This is a genomic window from Rhodoferax sp. XS2R6 (assembly GCF_056521365.1).
Genome location: NZ_JBWMAY010000001.1, coordinates 1,279,525 through 1,298,477 on the forward strand (window position 1 = coordinate 1,279,525; position 18,953 = coordinate 1,298,477).

20 protein-coding genes are annotated in these 18,953 nt (G+C 59.7%); 16 read left to right on the forward strand and 4 right to left on the reverse strand.

Going from position 1 to position 18,953, the window contains the following annotated elements; genetic code table 11:
- Window positions 1-115 precede the first annotated feature (115 nt).
- Window positions 116-1,606, reverse strand: a complete 1,491-nt coding sequence (locus AC097A_RS06085; RefSeq protein WP_479620131.1) for a flagellin N-terminal helical domain-containing protein — start codon at window positions 1,604-1,606, stop codon at window positions 116-118.
- A 438-nt stretch (window positions 1,607-2,044) separates the two neighbouring features.
- Between AC097A_RS06085 and AC097A_RS06090 the strand changes: the two genes are divergently transcribed.
- From AC097A_RS06090 to AC097A_RS06145, 12 genes are all read left to right on the forward strand, one after another.
- Entirely contained in the window at window positions 2,045-3,577 is a 1,533-nt protein-coding gene (locus AC097A_RS06090; protein ID WP_105261425.1) for a flagellin N-terminal helical domain-containing protein, read from the forward strand.
- A gap of 332 nt (window positions 3,578-3,909) precedes the next feature.
- The gene (gene flhD, locus AC097A_RS06095; RefSeq protein ID WP_105261426.1) at window positions 3,910-4,236 is read left to right on the forward strand and encodes a flagellar transcriptional regulator FlhD; all 327 of its coding nucleotides are present in this window, start codon (window positions 3,910-3,912) and stop codon (window positions 4,234-4,236) included.
- A 25-nt stretch (window positions 4,237-4,261) separates the two neighbouring features.
- Window positions 4,262-4,801 (forward strand): flagellar transcriptional regulator FlhC, encoded by a 540-nt coding sequence (gene flhC, locus AC097A_RS06100; RefSeq protein ID WP_105261427.1) that lies wholly within the window; start codon window positions 4,262-4,264, stop codon window positions 4,799-4,801.
- Between the two features lie 164 nt (window positions 4,802-4,965).
- Window positions 4,966-5,823, forward strand: a complete 858-nt coding sequence (motA, locus tag AC097A_RS06105; RefSeq protein WP_105261428.1) for a flagellar motor stator protein MotA — start codon at window positions 4,966-4,968, stop codon at window positions 5,821-5,823.
- Between the two features lie 18 nt (window positions 5,824-5,841).
- Window positions 5,842-6,786: a flagellar motor protein MotB gene (gene motB, locus AC097A_RS06110; protein ID WP_315496684.1), complete on the forward strand. Its 945-nt coding sequence runs from the start codon at window positions 5,842-5,844 to the stop codon at window positions 6,784-6,786.
- A 60-nt stretch (window positions 6,787-6,846) separates the two neighbouring features.
- The gene (gene cheY / locus AC097A_RS06115) at window positions 6,847-7,236 is read left to right on the forward strand and encodes a chemotaxis response regulator CheY (protein ID WP_105261429.1); all 390 of its coding nucleotides are present in this window, start codon (window positions 6,847-6,849) and stop codon (window positions 7,234-7,236) included.
- 2 nt (window positions 7,237-7,238) lie between these two features.
- Window positions 7,239-7,874, forward strand: coding sequence for a protein phosphatase CheZ (locus AC097A_RS06120; RefSeq protein WP_105261430.1), 636 nt, complete (start codon window positions 7,239-7,241; stop codon window positions 7,872-7,874).
- Between the two features lie 95 nt (window positions 7,875-7,969).
- Window positions 7,970-9,124 (forward strand): EscU/YscU/HrcU family type III secretion system export apparatus switch protein, encoded by a 1,155-nt coding sequence (locus AC097A_RS06125; protein ID WP_479620132.1) that lies wholly within the window; start codon window positions 7,970-7,972, stop codon window positions 9,122-9,124.
- The gene (gene flhA, locus AC097A_RS06130; protein ID WP_105261432.1) at window positions 9,121-11,202 is read left to right on the forward strand and encodes a flagellar biosynthesis protein FlhA; all 2,082 of its coding nucleotides are present in this window, start codon (window positions 9,121-9,123) and stop codon (window positions 11,200-11,202) included. Before AC097A_RS06125 ends, flhA begins: the two co-directional genes overlap by 4 nt.
- Complete coding sequence (gene flhF / locus AC097A_RS06135; RefSeq protein ID WP_479620133.1) at window positions 11,199-12,650, forward strand: flagellar biosynthesis protein FlhF; 1,452 nt, start codon at window positions 11,199-11,201, stop codon at window positions 12,648-12,650. Before flhA ends, flhF begins: the two co-directional genes overlap by 4 nt.
- Window positions 12,643-13,437, forward strand: coding sequence for a hypothetical protein (locus tag AC097A_RS06140; protein WP_479620134.1), 795 nt, complete (start codon window positions 12,643-12,645; stop codon window positions 13,435-13,437). The genes flhF and AC097A_RS06140 overlap by 8 nt, the downstream gene beginning before the upstream one ends.
- Window positions 13,437-14,153, forward strand: coding sequence for an RNA polymerase sigma factor FliA (locus AC097A_RS06145; protein WP_105261435.1), 717 nt, complete (start codon window positions 13,437-13,439; stop codon window positions 14,151-14,153). Before AC097A_RS06140 ends, AC097A_RS06145 begins: the two co-directional genes overlap by 1 nt.
- Window positions 14,154-14,164: 11 nt before the next feature.
- On the opposite strand, the gene AC097A_RS06150 is transcribed toward AC097A_RS06145, so the two are convergent.
- From AC097A_RS06150 to flgA, 3 genes are all read right to left on the reverse strand, one after another.
- Window positions 14,165-14,548, reverse strand: a complete 384-nt coding sequence (locus tag AC097A_RS06150; protein WP_105261436.1) for a hypothetical protein — start codon at window positions 14,546-14,548, stop codon at window positions 14,165-14,167.
- A 39-nt stretch (window positions 14,549-14,587) separates the two neighbouring features.
- Entirely contained in the window at window positions 14,588-14,920 is a 333-nt protein-coding gene (flgM, locus tag AC097A_RS06155; protein WP_105261437.1) for a flagellar biosynthesis anti-sigma factor FlgM, read from the reverse strand.
- Window positions 14,921-15,014: 94 nt separating this feature from the next.
- Window positions 15,015-15,752, reverse strand: a complete 738-nt coding sequence (gene flgA, locus AC097A_RS06160; RefSeq protein WP_479620135.1) for a flagellar basal body P-ring formation chaperone FlgA — start codon at window positions 15,750-15,752, stop codon at window positions 15,015-15,017.
- Window positions 15,753-15,971: 219 nt separating this feature from the next.
- On the opposite strand from flgA, the gene flgB reads away from it, so the two are divergent.
- From flgB to flgE, 4 genes are read left to right on the forward strand one after another with little or no spacing between them, the layout of a single operon-like run.
- Window positions 15,972-16,415: a flagellar basal body rod protein FlgB gene (flgB, locus tag AC097A_RS06165; protein WP_105261439.1), complete on the forward strand. Its 444-nt coding sequence runs from the start codon at window positions 15,972-15,974 to the stop codon at window positions 16,413-16,415.
- A 28-nt stretch (window positions 16,416-16,443) separates the two neighbouring features.
- Window positions 16,444-16,848, forward strand: coding sequence for a flagellar basal body rod protein FlgC (gene flgC, locus AC097A_RS06170; protein WP_105261440.1), 405 nt, complete (start codon window positions 16,444-16,446; stop codon window positions 16,846-16,848).
- A gap of 14 nt (window positions 16,849-16,862) precedes the next feature.
- Complete coding sequence (locus tag AC097A_RS06175; RefSeq protein WP_105261441.1) at window positions 16,863-17,516, forward strand: flagellar hook assembly protein FlgD; 654 nt, start codon at window positions 16,863-16,865, stop codon at window positions 17,514-17,516.
- A 31-nt stretch (window positions 17,517-17,547) separates the two neighbouring features.
- On the forward strand, window positions 17,548-18,948 hold the full coding sequence (gene flgE, locus AC097A_RS06180) for a flagellar hook protein FlgE (RefSeq protein ID WP_315847786.1): 1,401 nt from the start codon (window positions 17,548-17,550) through the stop codon (window positions 18,946-18,948).
- The last annotated feature ends 5 nt before the right edge of the window (window positions 18,949-18,953 follow it).

Here is an 18,953-nt window from a genome sequence, read left to right on the forward strand (position 1 = left end):
ACCACCCCAAAGCCCGGAAAAAGGCCAGTTTCCAGAACCAAAGCGGCGACAAGCCCAAGCCCGCCGCCGCTCTCGGGCTTCGCAGTATGAACCGCGAAGCCTTGATTTGCCAGTCTTAACGCAACAGGGCCAGCACGCCCTGAGGCAACTGGTTGGCCTGCGCCACCATGGCGGTACCAGCCTGCTGCAGGATCTGGGCACGGGACAGGTTGGCGGTTTCCACCGCAAAGTCCGCATCCTGCACCCGCGAACGCGATGCGCTCAGGTTTTCAGACGTTGTATTCAAGCTGGAGATTGTGGTCTCAAAGCGAGATTGCAGAGCACCGAACTTGGCGCGCTGGCTGGCCACAGCGCCGATGGCGGCATCTACCGTGGACAGGGTACGTGTTGCGGACTCCACCGTCGACACATCCAGTGTGCTCACTGCCTGCAGCTGGCTGGCAGAGGTTGCGCCGGTGAAGTAACCGACACCGGCAGCCTGGGCCGTGTTGGCGATACCAAAGGACTTGTCGGAATCCAGGGTCACAGCGCCCTTGACAACAGCATCGCCCCCCACAGCAGTCATCAGGACTGCGCCAGCGGTCACGACTGCAGTCGCCGAGTTGTTTTCCAGGACGATGTCATTGCCGCTGGCGTTGGTCAGTGTCAAGCCCGTACCAGCGGCATTGAGCTTGGCCGTCACGCCAGTTTGAGACGTCTTCTCGTTGAAGGCTTGAACCGCAGAGGCCAGGCCATCCGCGTTCAGTGCAGCACCCGTGCTGAACGACACCGCGACAGCGGTACCGTTGTCAGAGGTCACATTGATCGAGAAAGAGCCTGCAGTACTCAACGCGGTGAGGTCAACCTCGGTACGCGCTGTGGCGGTCACTCCGGTAATACCGGATTGCGCATTGAACAGCGACGCCACAGTTTTGGCACTCGCACCAGCTGCATAAGTCACAGTCGTGGTACCGGAGGCACCGTTCACCGTCACCGTGTCTCCGGCAATCGTATCTGTCGCGGTTGCGGTTGTGGCGTTAGCGCCTGCCGTGGAACCCACCACCAAGTCACCCGCCGCACCGGCAGATGCAGCCACTACCGAGCCCACACGGTTGTTGCCGTACTTTTCAGTCGTGAAGTTCGCGGTTGTGGCGGTAATGGTTTGGTAGGCATTGGCACCGACCTGGAACGTCGCGCTGGCAAAGCTGCCGTCCAACAGGTTTTGGCCGTTGAACTGGGTGGTTTGTGCAATGCGGTTCAGTTCGGAGGTCAGCTGCGAAACTTCTTGGTTCAACGCAGAGCGGTCGCTGGCGCTGTTGGTCGCGTTGGCAGACTGCACGGCCAGTTCGCGGATACGCTGCAAGATGGTACCGGCACCACCCAAAGCACCTTCAGCGGTTTGCGCCAAAGAGATGCCGTCGTTGGCGTTGCGGGCTGCTTGCGTCAGACCGCGGATTTGGGAAGTGAAACGCTCGGAGATGCTCAGGCCGGCGGCATCGTCCTTGGCACTGTTGATGCGCAAGCCAGAGGACAGGCGTGTGATCGAAGTGCTCAAAGAAGACTGGCTGGCTGTCAAATTGCGCTGGGCTGTCAACGAGTTGATGTTGGTATTGATGGTGGCTGCCATTTTGATAACTCCTAGTAAAAACTCACGTACTCCGGCGAAATGCCGATCTCAACGTCAGCATTGCTGCTGACCGCCATGACCGGTGCGCCGACCCTGACGCCTTCCGGACGACGAGCCCGCTATGAGCCCGTTGCAATTGTTTTCGGGTGGTACGTGGAAAACTTTAGGGCGTTTGCAAAACGGACTTGCAATATCACAGCGCATTCCCCCCGGAAAACAGAAAAGCGGGGCTTGCACCAGCCAATCCCTAGATATAAGGGTTTATCCCTATTAAGAATTGCCATCCGCAGGCAATTTGGGCCGCTTTTGCGGCGCTTATCCGCCAAATAGGCCTAGCGGGCGTCTCCAGAATTCACCCATCGTTACTGATTGTCTGCAGGTCAGCAGGCTTTGCAATCGGCGGCGACGCTGATTTCATATCTTTTTAGGAGTTACGCAATGGCCTCAACTATCAACACCAATATTCAATCGCTGAATGCGCAGCGGAACTTGGCCACATCGCAAAGTTCGTTGAGCACTTCCATGCAGCGCCTGTCTTCGGGCCTGCGCATCAACAGCGCCAAGGACGATGCTGCCGGCTTGGCCATTGCAGAGCGCATGACGTCCCAGGTGCGCGGCCTCAACCAGGCCGCCCGCAATGCCAACGACGGCATCTCTTTGGCCCAAGTCGCTGAAGGCGCATTGGGTAGTGCATCTGCCACGCTGCAGCGCATCCGCGAACTGGCCGTGCAGTCCGCCAACGCCACCAACAGCGCCAGCGACCGCGCTGCACTGAACGCCGAAGTGGGTCAACTCACTGCAGAACTGGACCGCATTGCCAAGACCGCGCAATTCAACGGACAAAACATTCTGGACGGCAGCTTCACCTCGGCCACCTTCCAAGTTGGCGCCAATGCCAACCAGACCATCATTGCGACGACCGGCAACTTCAGCACCAACAAGTACGGCAACCATCGCATCGGCTCGTTGGTGGCAGCCACCGCAGGCGGCCCTGGCGACTTGGTCACGGGATCAACCGCGGGAACCCGCGCATCGCAGGCAACGCCCGCCGCAGACATCAGCGCAACCAGCCCTATCGCGGCGGACGCGACTTTCCGTATTGATGGATCATCCGGCTCCGCGACCATAGGGATCACGGCAGGACAAACGGCAAAAAGCCTAGCGGCTGCCATCAATGCACAGTCGGGCACTACCGGCGTCTCCGCAACAGCGCGCACCGAAATCGACTTGACCAGCTTTACCGCCAACACAAGTTATTCGCTCACCATGCGCTCCAACAATACGGTTGCCACGACGGTGGCATTCACCGTAGGCGCACTCGACGGCGATGGTTTGTCTGCCGCGGTGGCCGCTTTTAATGAAAAGAGCTCCACGACAGGCGTAACAGCCAAACTCAATGCTGCAGGGACTGGAATCTCCATAACAAACGCAGCTGGCGAGGACATCGTGATTGAAGTGCCCGCGACATCGACGGCGCTGGCCGTGGGTGGCGTAACCATACCCAATGCCCCGAACAATGCCACTTACGTAACAGGGACCTTGACATTAGACTCCGACAAGTCTTTTGGCATGGTCAATGCAGCGGTCAACGATCCCGTGGGCCCACCGCCTGTCACAGACTTCTTTTTGGCAGCGACCAGTGCCAGCCAATTGCAAACCGTAGACACACTGGACGTAGCCACCGTCGACTCCGCCACCCGCACGCTAAGCACGGTGGATGCCGCCATTCAGGTTATCGCAGGCCAACGTGCCAAATTTGGTGCATTGCAGTCCCGTTTTGAGAACACCATTGCCAGCCTGCAAACCATGGCCGAAAACCTGAGTGCCTCGCGCTCGCGGATTCAAGATGCCGACTTTGCGTTGGAAACCGCCAACCTGTCGCGCACCCAGATCCTGCAGCAGGCAGGTACTGCCATGGTGGCGCAAGCGAACCAGCTTCCGCAAGGCGTGCTCGCCTTGCTGCGCCAGTAAGCGCGTTCGCACGCAAGCGCCGCGCTGCCAACACGCCCATGCGTGGGGAGGATGCTCACGGCCATTGATGGCTGGAATCGCATCTTCAGTTTCGGCATGGCCTGCCGATAACCCTCTAGCTACCGCAAATCTTCGCACCCGGCGCTACGTCAGGGCACGACGTATTCGCGCAATTCAATTCAATACTCGGCGCATGTAGGAATTCCCCCTACAGGCGATGTTCGCGTTTCTGACACGCGGATTAGCCGTTTTCCAATTCAGTTTTTTGCGCTGCCCAACCAGAATTCGCTCCATGGTGATTCACATGAATCGCCCCCAAACAGGAGTCGACTATGAGCAAGGAACAACTACTCGCCGAGATCCGGGAAGCCAATATGACTTACCTGATGCTGGCCCAAAACCTGATCCGCCAGGACAAGGCCGAAGCGCTGTTTCGCTTGGGCATGTCTGAGGAAGCGGCGGACATGATCAGCACACTGTCTCCCGCCCAGATCATGCGTATTGCCTCCACCAATATGCTGCTGTGCCGTTTCCGGGTGGATGACGACATGGTCTGGAACCTGCTGACCAACCACTCTGCGACCAAGGTCGACAACGACGCCACCACCAAGCTGCACGCCAGCATCTTGATGGCCGGCCGTTTTGCCGAAGCCGTCTGACCCCACGCACCGCAGGAGAAGCACCATGGCTACCCAAAAAAGTGTTTTGAACGACTCCAAGCAAGTGGAGCGCGCCGTTTCCCTGATCCAGCTGGGCGCCCGCCTGCAGGTACTGGAGAGCGAAACCGACCTGTCCTACGAGCGCCTGTTGCGCCTCTACAAAGAAGTGGCTGGGCGCTCCCCCAGCAAAGGGCAGCTGCCGTTCTCTACCGAATGGTTTCTGACCTGGCAGCCCAATATCCATGCATCGCTGTTTCAGAACACCTATGAGTACCTGACCAAGGTCAGCGCCATGGAGGACATCGATGCCATCATGGCCGCCTACCGGCTGTACACCGAGCAAATTGCCGCCTGCGGCGTGGAGCCCTTGTTGTCCATCACGCGCGCCTGGCGCCTGGTTAAGTTCATCGACAACAACATGCTGTCCATGACCAAATGCTCCAAGTGCGGCGGGCACTTTGTGTCGGAAGCCTATGAAAACTCCCGCCACTTCGAGTGCGGCCTGTGCTCGCCCCCAGCCCGTGCGGGCAAAGGCTCTACCGCAGGCGGTATTTTGCTCCACTAGATGCTATTATTTTTATAGCTTCTTGCGCAATACCCACGGCGCTTAGGTGCCAATTTGGCAATAAATTCAAGCCAAGCGAACTTGCGACGATATGATAGAGACGGACCGAAAAGGCCCGCTTCTTCCACCCTTGAGGCTTCTGGCCTCCCTGTCACAATGCGCCTATGTTTGTAATCGTTGGTTGGCTTGTTTGTCTGGGCTGTGTGTTCGGCGTGTTCATCATCCACGGCGGAAACATCAGTGTGATTTTGAAAGCCCTGCCCTGGGAAATGCTGACCATCGGGGGGGCTACGGTGGGCGCCTTTCTGGCCAACAACCAGATGAAGGTGATCAAGAAAACCATGGCCGGCCTGGGCGCCTGCTTCAAGGGCAGCAAATACACCAAGGCGCGGTACATGGAGCTCATGGCGCTGATGTTTGACATCCTCCAGAAAGCCCGCAAAGAAGGGCTGATGGCGATTGAAAAAGACGTCGAAGAGCCCGAGCAATCCGAGATTTTCAAAAAATACGCCACGGTCGGCTCAGACCACCACGTGGTGGAGTTCATCACCGACTACCTGCGCATGATGGTCTCGGGCAACCTCAACGCCCACGAAATCGAGTCGCTGATGGACAGCGAAATCGAAACCCACCACCACGAAGAACATGCCGCTGTGGCGGCCATCCAGCGCATTGCCGGCGGCTTGCCGGCGTTCGGCATTGTGGCCGCCGTGTTGGGTGTGGTGAACACCATGGGCTCGGTGGGCCAGCCCCCTGCCGTGCTAGGCGGCATGATCGGTTCGGCGCTGGTGGGAACATTCCTGGGCATCTTGTTGGCATATGCGTTTGCGGAGCCTTTGGCCGGCTTGCTGGAGCAAAAGGTCGAAGAAGGCAGCAAGGAATTCCAGTGCATCAAAACCACTCTGCTCGCCAGTATGCAAGGCTACAACCCGTCCACCGCCATTGAATTTGGCCGCAAAGTGCTCTATTCCACCGAGCGCCCCACCTTCTCTGAGCTGGAAGCGTATGTCAAGAAGAAGTAAGCGCAGGAGCGCCTGAGCATGGCTGGAGACGCCAAAAAACTTCAGCCCATCATCATCAAGCGGGTCAAGAAGGGCGGCCACGCTGCGCATGGTGGCGCCTGGAAAATCGCCTACGCCGACTTCGTGACCGCCATGATGGCGTTCTTTTTGCTCATGTGGCTGCTGGGCAGTACCACCGAGGGCGACAAGAAAGGCATTTCCGACTACTTTCAGTCGCCCCTTAAGGTGGCGCTCCAAGGAGGCGCAGGGGCTGGCGCCAGCAACAGCATCATCACCGGCGGCGGCAACGACTTGACGCAACAGGCGGGCCAATCACGCCGCGGTGATGGTGAAGAAAAGACGGCCAAGAAGATGTCGGGTGACCAGGCCAAAGTGGAGCGGGCTAAAAAAGACGCCAAAGATTTGGCCACACTGGCCGCCAAGATTGCAGGCGCCATCTCCAACAACCCCAAAATGGCCGAGTTCAGCTCCCAGATCAAGCTGGAGATAACCCCTGACGGCCTGCAAATCCAGATCGTGGATGACCAGCGCCGCCCCATGTTCGACAGCGGCAGTGCATCGGTCAAACCGTACATGCGCGACATCCTCAGCGAGATCGGGCGCGCCCTGCTGGATGTGGACAACAAGATCAGCCTGGATGGCCATACCGACAGCTTGGCCTATGGCAACGCGGCACGTGGCTACAGCAACTGGGAGCTCTCTGCCGACCGGGCCAATGCATCACGGCGGGAACTGATTGCCGCAGGCATGCCCGAAAACAAGCTGGCACGGGTGGTGGGCATGGCATCCAGCTTGCCGCTGGAGCCAGACAATCCACTCGCCCCTAGCAACCGACGCATCAGTATTCTGGTGATGACCAAGGACGCAGAAGAGCGCCTGCTGGGCAGCAAAACGATTGCCCTGGACGCGGGGGAAGAAAGCGCTGGCAACGGGGCCGCCACAGAGGCAAAATCAAGCCCTTGACCCCGCAAAAATTACGTCATACTTGCAGAAATTCGAAAATTGCCTGGTTAAAGGTTATCTATGTCCAAAGAATTGCGCTTTCTAGTTGTTGATGACTTCTCCACCATGCGCAGAATTGTTCGCAATCTGCTCAAGGAAAGTGGGTATGCCGAGGCTGATGAAGCCGAGGATGGAGTCGTCGCCCTGCAAAAACTCCGTGCCAGCACCTTTGACTTCGTGGTTAGCGATATCAACATGCCCAACATGAATGGGTTCCAATTGCTGGCAGAAATCAAAAAAGACGACAAACTCAAACACCTGCCCGTGCTGATGGTGACGGCAGAAGCCCGCAAAGAAGACATTGTGCTGGCGGCCCAACAAGGTGCGGCTGGCTACATCGTCAAACCGTTCACCAAAGCCACACTGGAAGACAAGGTGAACCACATCCTGACAAAAATGGGCTTGAAGTAAGCATGTCTGACGCCGCGCACCTTCCTGCCGCAAAACTCTCCACTGGCGAAGTCCACCAGCAACTCGGCGCCCTGACCCGCCAGTTGCACGACTCCCTGAATGGCCTGGGACTGGCTGAAAAGGTCAAGGACTGGGCTGGGGAACTGCCCGATGCCAAGAGCCGGTTGTCTTACATCGCCCGCCTGACCGGCCAAGCTGCCGAAAAAGTGCTCAACCAGGTGGACCAGGCCAAGGCCCAACACGACCACATTGCCGCAGAAACCCGCCGCATTGGCGAGCTGATCGTGAAAGACCCGGTGGGCGCCGTCGCCAAGGGCCACGTGATGAACTTCATCAACGATGTGGAGCAGGCCAGCAAAAAGGTAGACAGCCACCTGACCGAGATCATGATGGCGCAGGATTTTCACGACCTGACAGGCCAAGTGATCGCCAAGGTGGTGACACTGGCTGCCACCATCGAAGAGCAGTTGGTGTTGTTGCTACTGCAAACCGCGCCAGCTGACGCCAAAGTGGCTGTGCCCACCGCCTCCGAATACGTGCCTGCACTGGCCGGTCCGGTGGTAGCCGGCCAGGCCAACCAGGACGTAGTGACCGACCAATCCCAGGTCGACGATTTGCTCGCCAGTCTGGGCTTTTAAAGCACCCCCGAATAAGCGGGGGAATGCCCCGCTTATTGCACTTTAGTTTCAGAAGTCGGTCGCGACAATGGTGAGAACCCGAGAGCTTCTTCACCATGGACCAAGGCAGCCAAGACCGCAACCTACCCGCTTCAGAGCGCAAGCTTAAAAAAGCGCGTGATGACGGCCAAGTCGGTCGCTCGCAAGACCTCTCGCATCTAGCGGTGCTCGGTTCTGGCGCCATGGCCGTGCTGGTACTGGCCCCCATCCTTTTTGACCACCTCAAGCGCAGCATGGGACAGCAATTGTCCTTTGATGCATCCACCGTCATGCGCCCCGGCAGCATGTTGCAGCGATTGGGCGAGGCCTCCACCATCGGGCTTGCCGGTTGCGTGGCATTCGCAGCCATTGTGATGGCCGCGGCCATCCTGGCAGCGGTGGCATCGGGCGGCTGGGTCAACAGCCTCAAGCCCCTGATGCCAGATTTCAGCCGACTCAACCCGCTGTCCGGCTTGGCCAATATGTTCACCAAGAAAAAGATGCTTGACACGCTCAAGATGCTGTTGATCACCAGCGTGTTGTTTGCGATTGCGACTTGGTTTCTGAACTCCGGCCTGCAAACCATGGCCTCCTTGATCCGCCAACCGTCGAGTGCCGCCATCGCACACATGACCCAATGGATTACAGGGGGCGTCGGCTTGCTGTTGCTGGTGGTTTTTCTTGCTGCAATGGTGGACGTGCCGCTGCAGTCCTTCTTGCACAAAGACCAGATGAAGATGTCCCACCAAGAGGTCAAGGAAGAGAGCAAGGAATCCGATGGCAACCCGCAACTCAAAGGCAAGATTCGCCAGAAACAACGCGAACTGGCACAGAGGAGCAGTGTCAATGCCGTACCCAAAGCCGACTTTGTGGTGATGAACCCCACCCACTTTGCGGTGGCTATCCGTTATGACGAGAAAACCATGCATGCACCTCGGGTGGTGTCCAAGGGTGCCGACCTACTGGCCATGAAGATCCGGGATGTGGCCAAGCAACATTCGGTGCCAGTGCTGCAGTCCCCCATGCTGGCCCGCGCACTGTATGCCAACGCAGAACTGGACCAGGACATCCCCTCCGCGCTCTACACCGCCGTGGCGCAAGTGCTTGCCTATGTCTACCGCGTGCGTGTCGCATTGCGCGGCGAAGGCAGCATGCCGCAGGACGTGCCCCAACCTTATGTCCCCCCTGAACTGGATCCCCAGTCCAACACCCTGAAGGCGACCACCGCATGAACGCGCAAATCAAATCGCTGCAACAGTGGCTGGGCAATAACTCCACCGCCTTCCAGGGTGCAGCCGCCCCCATGCTGGTCGTGGCCATTCTGGCCATGATGGTGCTGCCCCTGCCACCTCTGTTGTTGGATGCATTTTTCACCATCAACATCGCCGTGGCGCTGATGGTGATGATGGTGGCAGCCTATATGGTTCGCCCGTTGGACTTTGCCGCCTTTCCGTCAGTCCTGTTGCTCACAACCTTGATGCGCCTGTCGCTCAACGTGGCCTCTACGCGGGTGGTGCTGCTCGAAGGCCATACCGGACCGGGTGCCGCCGGTGCCGTGATTGAGGCCTTTGGCCACTTTCTGATTGGCGGCAACTTTGCAGTCGGTCTGATCGTTTTTGCAATTCTCGTCGTGATCAACTTTGTGGTGGTGACCAAAGGCTCCGAGCGGATTGCCGAAGTGTCAGCCCGCTTTACCTTGGACGCGATGCCCGGAAAGCAGATGGCGGTGGATGCAGACCTGAACGCGGGCCTGATTGACGAAAAGGAAGCGAAACGCCGCCGCGCCGAAATTGGCGAAGAGGCCGAGTTTTTTGGCTCCATGGACGGTGCATCCAAGTTTGTACGCGGTGATGCGGTGGCCGGCATTTTGATTTTGCTGATCAACATCTTTGGCGGCTTCGCCATCGGCATCCTGCAACACGACCTGAGCGCCAGCCAGGCGGCCAACTCCTACATCCTGCTGGCGGTTGGTGACGCTCTGGTTGCCCAGATCCCTGGCCTGCTGATCTCGGTGGCTGCGGCCATGGTGGTCTCGCGCGTGGGCAAGGACAAGGACATCGGCAAACAGATTGTCGGGCAGATGTTTGTATCGCCCCAGGTTTTGGGTGTCACAGCCGTCATCATGTTCATCCTGGGCATCATTCCCAACATGCCGCACTTGGTGTTTTTGAGCATTGCCGCAGTGCTGGCCTATGGCGCCTGGGTCTTGGCCCACAAGCCGATTCCCGTGGATCCACAGACCCAGGCACCGCCGCCCGTGGGTGACGGTGAAGCGTCCTGGGATGACCTGCAACCCGTGGATCAGCTGGGACTGGAATTGGGCTACCGCCTCATTGCACTGGTCGACAAAACCCGCCAAGGTGACCTGCTCAATCGCATCAAAGGTGTACGCCGCAAGTTTGCGCAAGAAGTGGGCTTCCTGCCCCCTGCCGTCCATGTGCGTGACAACCTGGAGCTCAAACCCAGTGCCTACCGCATTACCCTGCGCGGCGTCATTGTGGGTGAAGGCGAGGCGTTTCCCGGCATGTACCTGGCGATCAACCCCGGCGGCATTACCACCCCGCTGATAGGCACTGCCACCACCGACCCCGCCTTTGGCTTGCCCGCCCACTGGATCGACGAACGCCAGAAGGAAGCGGCGCAAATGGCGGGATTTACGGTGGTTGATTCCGAGACTGTCATGGCCACCCATTTGTCACACTTGATGCAAGTTCAGGCCTCCAAGTTGCTGAGCCGAACAGAGACACAACAACTCGTGGAACACGTGGCAAAACTGGCCCCCAAACTGATCGAAGAAGTCGTACCTAAAATGGTCTCGGTCGCAGTTTTCCAAAAAGTATTGCAGCTGCTGCTGGACGAATCGGTGCACATCCGCGACATCCGGACCATCATCGAATCGATTGCCGAACACGCGACTGCGACCACCGACCCGGTCGAGCTGGCAAAACGCGTGCGTATTGCGTTGTCGCCCGCCATCGTGCAACAAATCTACGGTCCGACTCGGGAGCTCAACGTGATTGCCATTGACCCAGGCCTGGAGCGCCTGCTGGTACAGGCCCTGGGCAGCGCCTCCGGTCCTGCACTGGACCCCGGGGTGGCCGACATGCTGACCCGTACCGCAGCAGAAACCGCGCTCAAGCAGGAAGAAATCGGTGTCCCCGCCTGTCTGCTGGTACCTGACCCCATCCGCGGCGCCATCTCGCGCCTGGTGCGCCGTGTGGCGCCACGCCTGCAAGTGCTGGCCCACAGCGAAATTCCTGAAACCCACACCATCCGCATTGGTCCGATTCTCCGAGGTGCCACACCATGAACATCCAACGTTTTACCGCCGCAACCTCCCGCGAAGCCTTGGCCAAGGCCCGACTGGCCTTTGGCGAGGGCACGCTGATCCTGTCCAACCGTCCCACTGAGCATGGCGTGGAAGTGGTCGCGACCGCAGAGGACACCTTGGCCAGCCTGGATCGCGCAGTCGCGCCGGCATCCGGCAAACCCCAAACCGCACAGCGCCGCCCAAGCCCACCCGCAAGCTACCAAGAGGTCGCGAGCAAGGTGGAAGAAGACGCAGAGCAATTGGCCATGAGCACCTTGTCTTTTCAGGACTATGTGCGCGAGCGCATGCTGCGCCGCCGGCATGAAGCGGGACAAGGCGCAGCCCCGGAAACCCTGCCAGCTCCAGCGCCAGCAACCCCGGAGCGCCCGCGCCCCCCAGCGCTGACACAGCGCATTGCCGTTGATGTGGCACCAGCCGCACCCAGGCCAGTTGCCGTGCGCAAACCCCAAACCCTGCCCGCCACCGCAGCCGTGAGCAAAGGCGTGATGGATGAACTCCATGCCATGAAGGAACTGATTGAAGACCGTTTCAACACCCTTACTTGGCTGGGACAGGCGCGCCAGAACCCCATCCAGTCCAACATGATGCTCAAGATGATTCGCGCCGGGTACTCCCCAACCCTGGCGCGCGCTATCTTGGAACGGATGCCAGAGGATATGGATGCGGCGGAGTCGGTGCGCTGGGTGATGGATGTACTAGAACGTAACCTGCGTACCGATGCGGGAACGCCAGCCCTGCACGAAGAGGGTGGCGTATTTGCCCTGATCGGCGCCACGGGTGTAGGCAAAACCACCACCGCCGCCAAACTGGCGGGCTTGTGCGCACGTACCCACGGCCCCGGCAGTGTGGGGCTCATCACCCTGGACACCTACCGCGTAGGCGCCCACGAACAGCTGCGCGCCTACGGCAAGATGCTGGGCGTGGTAGCCCACTTGGCACACGACAAAGCGGCCCTGCAAGACCTGTTGGGCCTGCTGTCGAACAAGAAGATGGTGCTCATCGACACCACCGGCATCGCGCCGCGGGACCCACGCAAACGCGAACTCATGGAACTGCTGGACCTGCCCGCCATCAAACGGTTGCTCGTACTCAACGCCGGTGGCCATGGCGACACGCTGGACGAGGCCGTCAACTGCTTCAAAACCAACACCTCACAGCAAGCCATCTTCTCCAAGATTGACGAAGCCGTGAAGTTGGGCCCCGCCATTGACGCCGCCATTCGCCACCAGTTGCTGTTGCGCGGCATCACCACAGGCCAGCGGGTTCCGGAAGACTGGGAGTCCGCAGTGGCAGCCAAGCTGGTGCGCATGTCCATGCGCACCGCAGGTATCTCGGCCTACGACCCCAAGGTCAGCGACCTGGGCTTTTTCTTCAGCCAGCCCGCCAGCAGCAGCCAGGGTGCAGCCAAGGGGCGCATGGATGCTTGAACGCCCCAGCAACCAAGCAGCAGGCTTGTTGGACCTGGCGGTGACGCCAAGCCCCAAGCTCATGGCCATGGTCGCGCATGGCGACGAACAGGCAGAGCTGCCCTTGCTTTTGCGCCTGTGCGCCGCATTGGTAGGTTTTGGGTACCCCGTTGTCGTGCTGGACGGCACCGTGCGCGAGAGCACCGACAACCCCGGGCTGGAACAGTTGCTGGACTACAGCCATGCCCCCGATGCGCTATCAGACGCGCCCTCTTGGAGTGTTATTCCCGCGGCTTGGGGACTGCAGTCTCTGGCTCATAAACAGGCGCCCCACAGCCAGACCCTGACCGATACCGGCTGGATGTTCCCGCATGAAAGCGTAGTTATTGTTTACAGCACAGCGCAATCCTTGGTTCCCCTGCTCACAGGCAGCTCGGTGCGGCCTGTCCTGACCGTCTCAACGGCCAAGGCCTCGCTGCTAACCAGCTATTTGGCGCTCAAGCGTTTGTTGCTCAAAGGCAGGCTTGAGCCTACTATTGTGAATGTGCTCCCTGCCCCACATGCCGTATCCTCACAGCTTGGCATACAGACTGCGAGCAACGGCTTGCGTGACTACGCCAAGTATTTTTTGGATTACGAAGTGAATGCATTCACGATCCCCGCGCCCGGGGCAGATGACCGCCCCAGCGCCAGCACCGAGCGTCTGGCTTTGGGCCTGCTAGAAAACGCCATGCCCTTAGATGCTGCCTGGGCGCCCGCATCTGGCGCAGCACACCTGGGCAGTGCCCGCTTGGTGGGGAGACATTGATGTACACCGCCAAAGGCCAGCTAGACCGCAGCGCGCTGATCAAGCAGTACCAGCCCCTGGTGCGGCGTTTGGCCCACCACATGATGGCAAAACTGCCACCCAGCGTCGAGGTGGACGACTTGATCCAAGTCGGTCTGATCGGACTGTCTGATGCATTGACCCGGTACGAAGCGTCACAAGGGGTTCAGTTCGAGACCTTTGCCACGCAGCGCATTCGCGGCGCCATGCTCGATGAGCTGCGTGAAAACGACTGGATGTCGCGCGGCTCACGCAAGAGCCAAAAAGAAATTGAAGTGGCCCTGCGCCGCCTGGAACACAAATTGGGCCGCAGCCCTGCGGAGTCAGAAATTGCGGCGGAGCTGGGCATGAGCCTGGCCGACTACCAAAGCCTGCTGGGCAAGGTCCGTGGAACGCAGCTGGTCTACCTGGAAGATATGTCACGTCGCGATGACGATGACGACACCTTTTTGGACCGGCACGTGGCCGATTCCGATGCAGACCCCCTCAACATGCTGCGTGACCAGCGGCTGCGGGAATCGCTGGTGGCGGCCATCAAGACGCTACCCGAGCGTGAACAGTACATCATGAGCATGTACTACGAGCAGGACATGAACCTCAAGGAAATTGCTGCTGTGCTGGAGGTGACAGAGTCGCGCATCTGCCAACTGCACAGCCAATCCATCGCCCGCTTGCGGGCCAAGATGCGCTCCCACTGAGCGCGGCCACCTCAGGCGCTGAATGCCTGAAATCGTCCGGATGATTGGGTTCCGCGACCGTATGGCCCAGCGGCGGCGGCATACACCGGGGTGTGCAAGGCAGGAACCACCATATGCAGCGCCTGCTCCACCAGCGCCTGGCGACGCAGCATGTGCTCCCTCACCCGGGCCAGCCCCGCGCCCAAGGCACGCAAACGGGCCGCGTCGACCTCTTGCATATGGGCACCCAAAGGTTTCCACGGCGCCAACAAGGCATTGGCCTCCACAACCAGCGACTGGAACTGTTGGGCCTGGAGCGCCATGTCGTCGACCGCGCCGTCTTTCAGTGCCAACGACAAAAGACCCAGCTGCGACTCAAGCGCACTGAGCGTGGTTTTCAGGGTGGGTTGTGACATATCAGGTACCTCGCACTTCAATGAGTGCGCAGGTCCTGTTTACCGCGCGGAGCGGTTCAGCATTTCCTGCGCGTTGGACAACAATTTGTCGGCAATGGCTTCGGCGTTGACCACGTAGGTGCCATCCTGGATGGAGGCTTTCACGCTTGCCACTTTCTGGGTGTCGATGTCTGCCGACTCGCTGCGCTCGGTTTTCTCCAGCGAACGGGCCAACGTGGAAACGGTCACGGCCACGCCCGCCGCGCGAGTGCTTTGTGTCGCTTTGCTGGTAGCAGCAGTGCTCGCATTGGCGTTTTGGGCTGCTTTTTGGGCGGCACCAGACACCGTGGGCGACACGGAAGCGGGGATTTCTGGGGGTTGACCTATTTTCATCGCGTTCTCCAAAACTACGGTAGGCGTAGCCTCGTACAGTAGTTATCGGCCGCATCATGACTGACTTTAGGGTTTTTTGCACAAATAAAGCCGCTTAAAGCTCAATTTTGACTGTGCGTACATCCAGTACCACACCCGATGCGACGCGTCCGTTTTCCATCCGTACGCGGGCCAACTGACCCACAACGCCGGCTGACAGGGCTTGGGCCTGGCTGCTGACCTGAAAACCAGGCCCCTGTGCCAGCACCCGCACGGAGGCCCCGGCCTGAAATACCTGCGCCGGTTTGACCATCCCCTGCCGAAGGGTTTGCCCGGTACTGAGCAAGCGCGACGCCGTTTGCCCCACCCACAACGTGCGATCAGCCAGCACCGGACTGGCGTCTTCAGCCCAGTCCACCTCGGACTCCATCACGTCCGCCTCCGTCACCATCGCACCCGCAGCGACATGGCCACGCATGACCCAGGCTTTTCCGGTCGCCTTGACCACCAGGGGTAAGCTAATGTTCCAGCGCGTCACCCCGTCCACACAACGCAGGCCCACACGGCTGCGCCCCCACAAGCGGCTCCCTGCTGGCAAATGTGGCTCGATGTTGCCGCACACCGCCAAGCGCAAGCGGCTGTCCAGCGGCCCGACTTCGGCCTGCATGCGCAGATTCGCGCCGGGAGGCTGCGACTTCTGCACCGCCTCATTCACCCAGCGCTGAGCCTCAAGCCGCAAGGCTTCCAGACTTGCATCCTGCGCCTGCGCCCAAGGCAGCCCGGCACAGGCCAGTGCAAACACACCCAAACCACGCGCAAAGGCATGGTGTTTGAGCACAGAAAAAAGCGGCATGGTGAACTCCAGAGTGGAACCTGTGTGCCGCCCCGCACTACGACGGGGGCGGGACACCTCAGGCCATCACTATAGGTAGCAACACCCAACACGAGGGCTGCAAATATGCCCCATTCACCCCGCTATTCCGCGTCTAAAAAATTCAAGCTTTTCCCATAATTGCCGCACGCCCCAAGCCCTACACCCGTAGTGCAAGGACGCTCTTCGCTGAGGTATGCCATGTTCGCCAATCTGACCAACGCCCTGGACTTTCAATCGAAAGCTTTGGTGCTGCGCGCCGAACGCCAGCGGGTGATTGCCAGCAACATTGCCAACGCCGACACGCCCGGCTACACCGGACGCGACATCAATTTCAAACAAGCTATGGGCCAGGCCCTGGGTGATTCCGGCATGACACTGGCCCCCAGCACCAGCCAAAGCATGACTTCTGCGGGAACCACCCACACCCGCCACATTCCATTGCCCAGCAGCGCAGCAGACAGCTCTGGCGGCAGCGGCAAACTCGACTACACCGTGCAGACCCAACCTGCCATGGATGGCAACAGTGTGGACCTGGACCGCGAGCGGGCCAGTTTTGTTGACAACTCGGTGCGCTACGAAGCCACCCTTCGCTTTATTAACGGCTCTTCCCGGACGATCTTGAGCGCCATCCAGGGGCAATGAAGCGACCACCTGATCCACGAGGCCCACCATGTCCATGTTTTCTATCTTCAATGTGTCTGGCAGCGCGGTCAGCGCGCAATCCCAGCGTCTGAACGTGGTTGCCAGCAACCTGGCCAACGCCGACGCGGTAGCAGGGCCCGATGGGCAAGCCTACAAAAGCCGCCAGGTTATTTTTGAAACCGTTCCCATGGAATCCCCGGCGTCCTCGGGCGTCAAGGTCAGCTCCATCAAAGAGAGCAACGAGCCCTTCAAACGCGTGCACAACCCCATGCACCCCGCAGCGGACGCGGAGGGTTACATCACCCAATCCAACGTGAACCCGGTAGAAGAAATGGTCAACATGATCTCTGCCTCCCGCTCTTACCAAAACAATGTGGAAGTCATGAACACAGCCAAGACACTGCTGCTCAAGACCCTGCAAATGGGTCAATAAACCAGGAGACCACCATGGTTACCAGCGTCAGCTCCTCCACCGATGTCAACGCACTGGTCAACACCAGCAGCACCAGCAAACAAACCGACGCGGCCGCCCAGCAAGACCGCTTCCTGAAACTTCTGGTGGCCCAGCTGAACAACCAGGACCCCATGAACCCCATGGACAACGCCCAGATGACCAGCCAGATGGCGCAGATCAACACGGTCTCGGGCATCCAGCAGCTCAACGACACCATGAAGAGCATGTCCACCCAGTTCAGCGCCATGCAGGTGCTGCAGGGCGCATCGCTGGTGGGCAAAGGCGTGCTGATCGAGTCCAACACCCTCACCATCAAGGATGGTGTGGCAGCGGGTGCGGTAGACCTGGCCACCAAGGCGGACAAGGTGACCGTGCAAGTGTTGTCCCCTGGCGGGCAGGTGCTCGACAAGTTCGAACTGGGCGCCCAAGACGCTGGCATGCATGGTTTCCGGTGGGATGCATCCACCTACCAAGGCACGGGCGCCCCCACCTTCAAGGTCACGGCCACACTCAAGGGCGTCGCCGTCACCAACACGGCGCTGGCCCATGACACGGTAGTGGCCGTCGGGTCCAGCAACGGCAACATGACGCTGGAACTGGCAGGCCGCAACGCCGTGGCCTACACCGACGTCAAGTCGATTCTGTAACTCTCACCAACCGCACCCCAGAGGAAACACCATGAGCTTTCAAACAGGTCTCTCCGGCTTGAACGCCTCCAGCAAAAGTCTGGACGTGATTGGCAACAACATCGCCAACGCCAACACTGTCGGCATGAAATCGTCCCGCGCCGAGTTCGCCGACCTGGTGGCGTCATCGCTGGGTGCCGCCGGTGGCGCCTCCAAAGGTGCGGGCATCGGCGTGTCGGTGGCCACCATTGCACAGCAGTTCTCACAAGGCAACATCAACATCACCGGCAACAGCCTGGATGTCGCCATCAACGGCGGTGGCTTCTTCCAGGTCACCATGCCCGACGGATCGACCGCTTTCACCCGCGATGGCCAGTTCAAGCTGGACCGCGATGGCAACATCCTCACCAACACCGGCGCCAACGTGATGGGCTACCCCACCGACTTGCTGGGCAACGCCACCAGCGTGACCCCGCAAATCATCTCCATCCCCACAGGCGCCCCCATTCCGGCACAAGTTACGACGGAAATCACGGCTGAATTCAACCTGGATGCCCGTGCACGCGTCGCAGCAAGCGTCACCCCGCCCACGCCTATCAGCACCTACGGCACCTCCCTCACCGCCTTTGACTCCCAAGGTGTGGAAGTCCCAGTGAGCCTGTACTTTGTCAAAACCGGACCTGACCTGACCGCCAACCCCGCCGTCGCTACCGATACCTGGGAGGTCTTTGACTCCACCACCCTGGCGGCAGGCACAGCGGCCTTGGCTACCAACGCCGCCACCTACGCCACGCACAACGCCAACACCACCTGGAACACCGCCAACCCTGGCCCAGACCAGCGGGCCACGTTTGCCGCAGCAGGTACCGGTATTTATGGCGCAGATCCTCAATTGACCACTGTGGCCGCGGGCAGCCTGTTCCAGATGACATTCGATGTCAACGGTGGCCTGGTTACCCCCGCCGCACCACAGACATTGACACTGACCTCGCCCAACGTGGCGATCGGCCCCTTCAACGCCACGCTGGACCTGAGCGGCGCCACGCAATACGGCACGGCCTTCACCGTGTCCAACCTGACGCAAGATGGCTATACCGCTGGCGAACTGACCGGTATCAGCATCGATCCCTCGGGCGTCATCATGACCCGCTACTCCAACGGTGAAAGCCAGGCGCAGGGCAAGATTGCACTGGCAGACTTCCGCAACGTGCAAGGCCTGACCCCTACCGGCGGTGGCAACTGGGTGGAGACTTTTGCCTCCGGACAACCCGTATTGGGCGAGCCCGGCATCGGCAAGTTTGGCGAGCTGCGCGCTGGCGCGCTGGAAGACTCCAACGTCGACCTGACCGCCGAACTGGTCAACATGATGACCGCCCAGCGCAACTACCAGGCCAACGCCCAGACCATCAAGACGCAGGACCAGATCATGTCGACCCTGGTCAACCTGCGCTAACCGGA

Coding starts and splice junctions, on each gene's coding strand:
- AC097A_RS06145 (WP_105261435.1), top strand. CDS start 13,437: ATGTACACCGCCAAAGGCCAGCTAGACCGCAGCGCGCTGATCAAGCAG.
- AC097A_RS06085 (WP_479620131.1), bottom strand. CDS start 1,606: ATGGCAGCCACCATCAATACCAACATCAACTCGTTGACAGCCCAGCGC.
- cheY (WP_105261429.1), top strand. CDS start 6,847: ATGTCCAAAGAATTGCGCTTTCTAGTTGTTGATGACTTCTCCACCATG.
- AC097A_RS06120 (WP_105261430.1), top strand. CDS start 7,239: ATGTCTGACGCCGCGCACCTTCCTGCCGCAAAACTCTCCACTGGCGAA.
- flhD (WP_105261426.1), top strand. CDS start 3,910: ATGAGCAAGGAACAACTACTCGCCGAGATCCGGGAAGCCAATATGACT.
- flgM (WP_105261437.1), bottom strand. CDS start 14,920: ATGAAAATAGGTCAACCCCCAGAAATCCCCGCTTCCGTGTCGCCCACG.
- motB (WP_315496684.1), top strand. CDS start 5,842: ATGGCTGGAGACGCCAAAAAACTTCAGCCCATCATCATCAAGCGGGTC.
- AC097A_RS06175 (WP_105261441.1), top strand. CDS start 16,863: ATGGTTACCAGCGTCAGCTCCTCCACCGATGTCAACGCACTGGTCAAC.
- AC097A_RS06150 (WP_105261436.1), bottom strand. CDS start 14,548: ATGTCACAACCCACCCTGAAAACCACGCTCAGTGCGCTTGAGTCGCAG.
- motA (WP_105261428.1), top strand. CDS start 4,966: ATGTTTGTAATCGTTGGTTGGCTTGTTTGTCTGGGCTGTGTGTTCGGC.
- flgA (WP_479620135.1), bottom strand. CDS start 15,752: ATGCCGCTTTTTTCTGTGCTCAAACACCATGCCTTTGCGCGTGGTTTG.
- flhC (WP_105261427.1), top strand. CDS start 4,262: ATGGCTACCCAAAAAAGTGTTTTGAACGACTCCAAGCAAGTGGAGCGC.
- flgE (WP_315847786.1), top strand. CDS start 17,548: ATGAGCTTTCAAACAGGTCTCTCCGGCTTGAACGCCTCCAGCAAAAGT.
- AC097A_RS06140 (WP_479620134.1), top strand. CDS start 12,643: ATGCTTGAACGCCCCAGCAACCAAGCAGCAGGCTTGTTGGACCTGGCG.
- AC097A_RS06125 (WP_479620132.1), top strand. CDS start 7,970: ATGGACCAAGGCAGCCAAGACCGCAACCTACCCGCTTCAGAGCGCAAG.
- flhF (WP_479620133.1), top strand. CDS start 11,199: ATGAACATCCAACGTTTTACCGCCGCAACCTCCCGCGAAGCCTTGGCC.
- flhA (WP_105261432.1), top strand. CDS start 9,121: ATGAACGCGCAAATCAAATCGCTGCAACAGTGGCTGGGCAATAACTCC.
- AC097A_RS06090 (WP_105261425.1), top strand. CDS start 2,045: ATGGCCTCAACTATCAACACCAATATTCAATCGCTGAATGCGCAGCGG.
- flgB (WP_105261439.1), top strand. CDS start 15,972: ATGTTCGCCAATCTGACCAACGCCCTGGACTTTCAATCGAAAGCTTTG.
- flgC (WP_105261440.1), top strand. CDS start 16,444: ATGTCCATGTTTTCTATCTTCAATGTGTCTGGCAGCGCGGTCAGCGCG.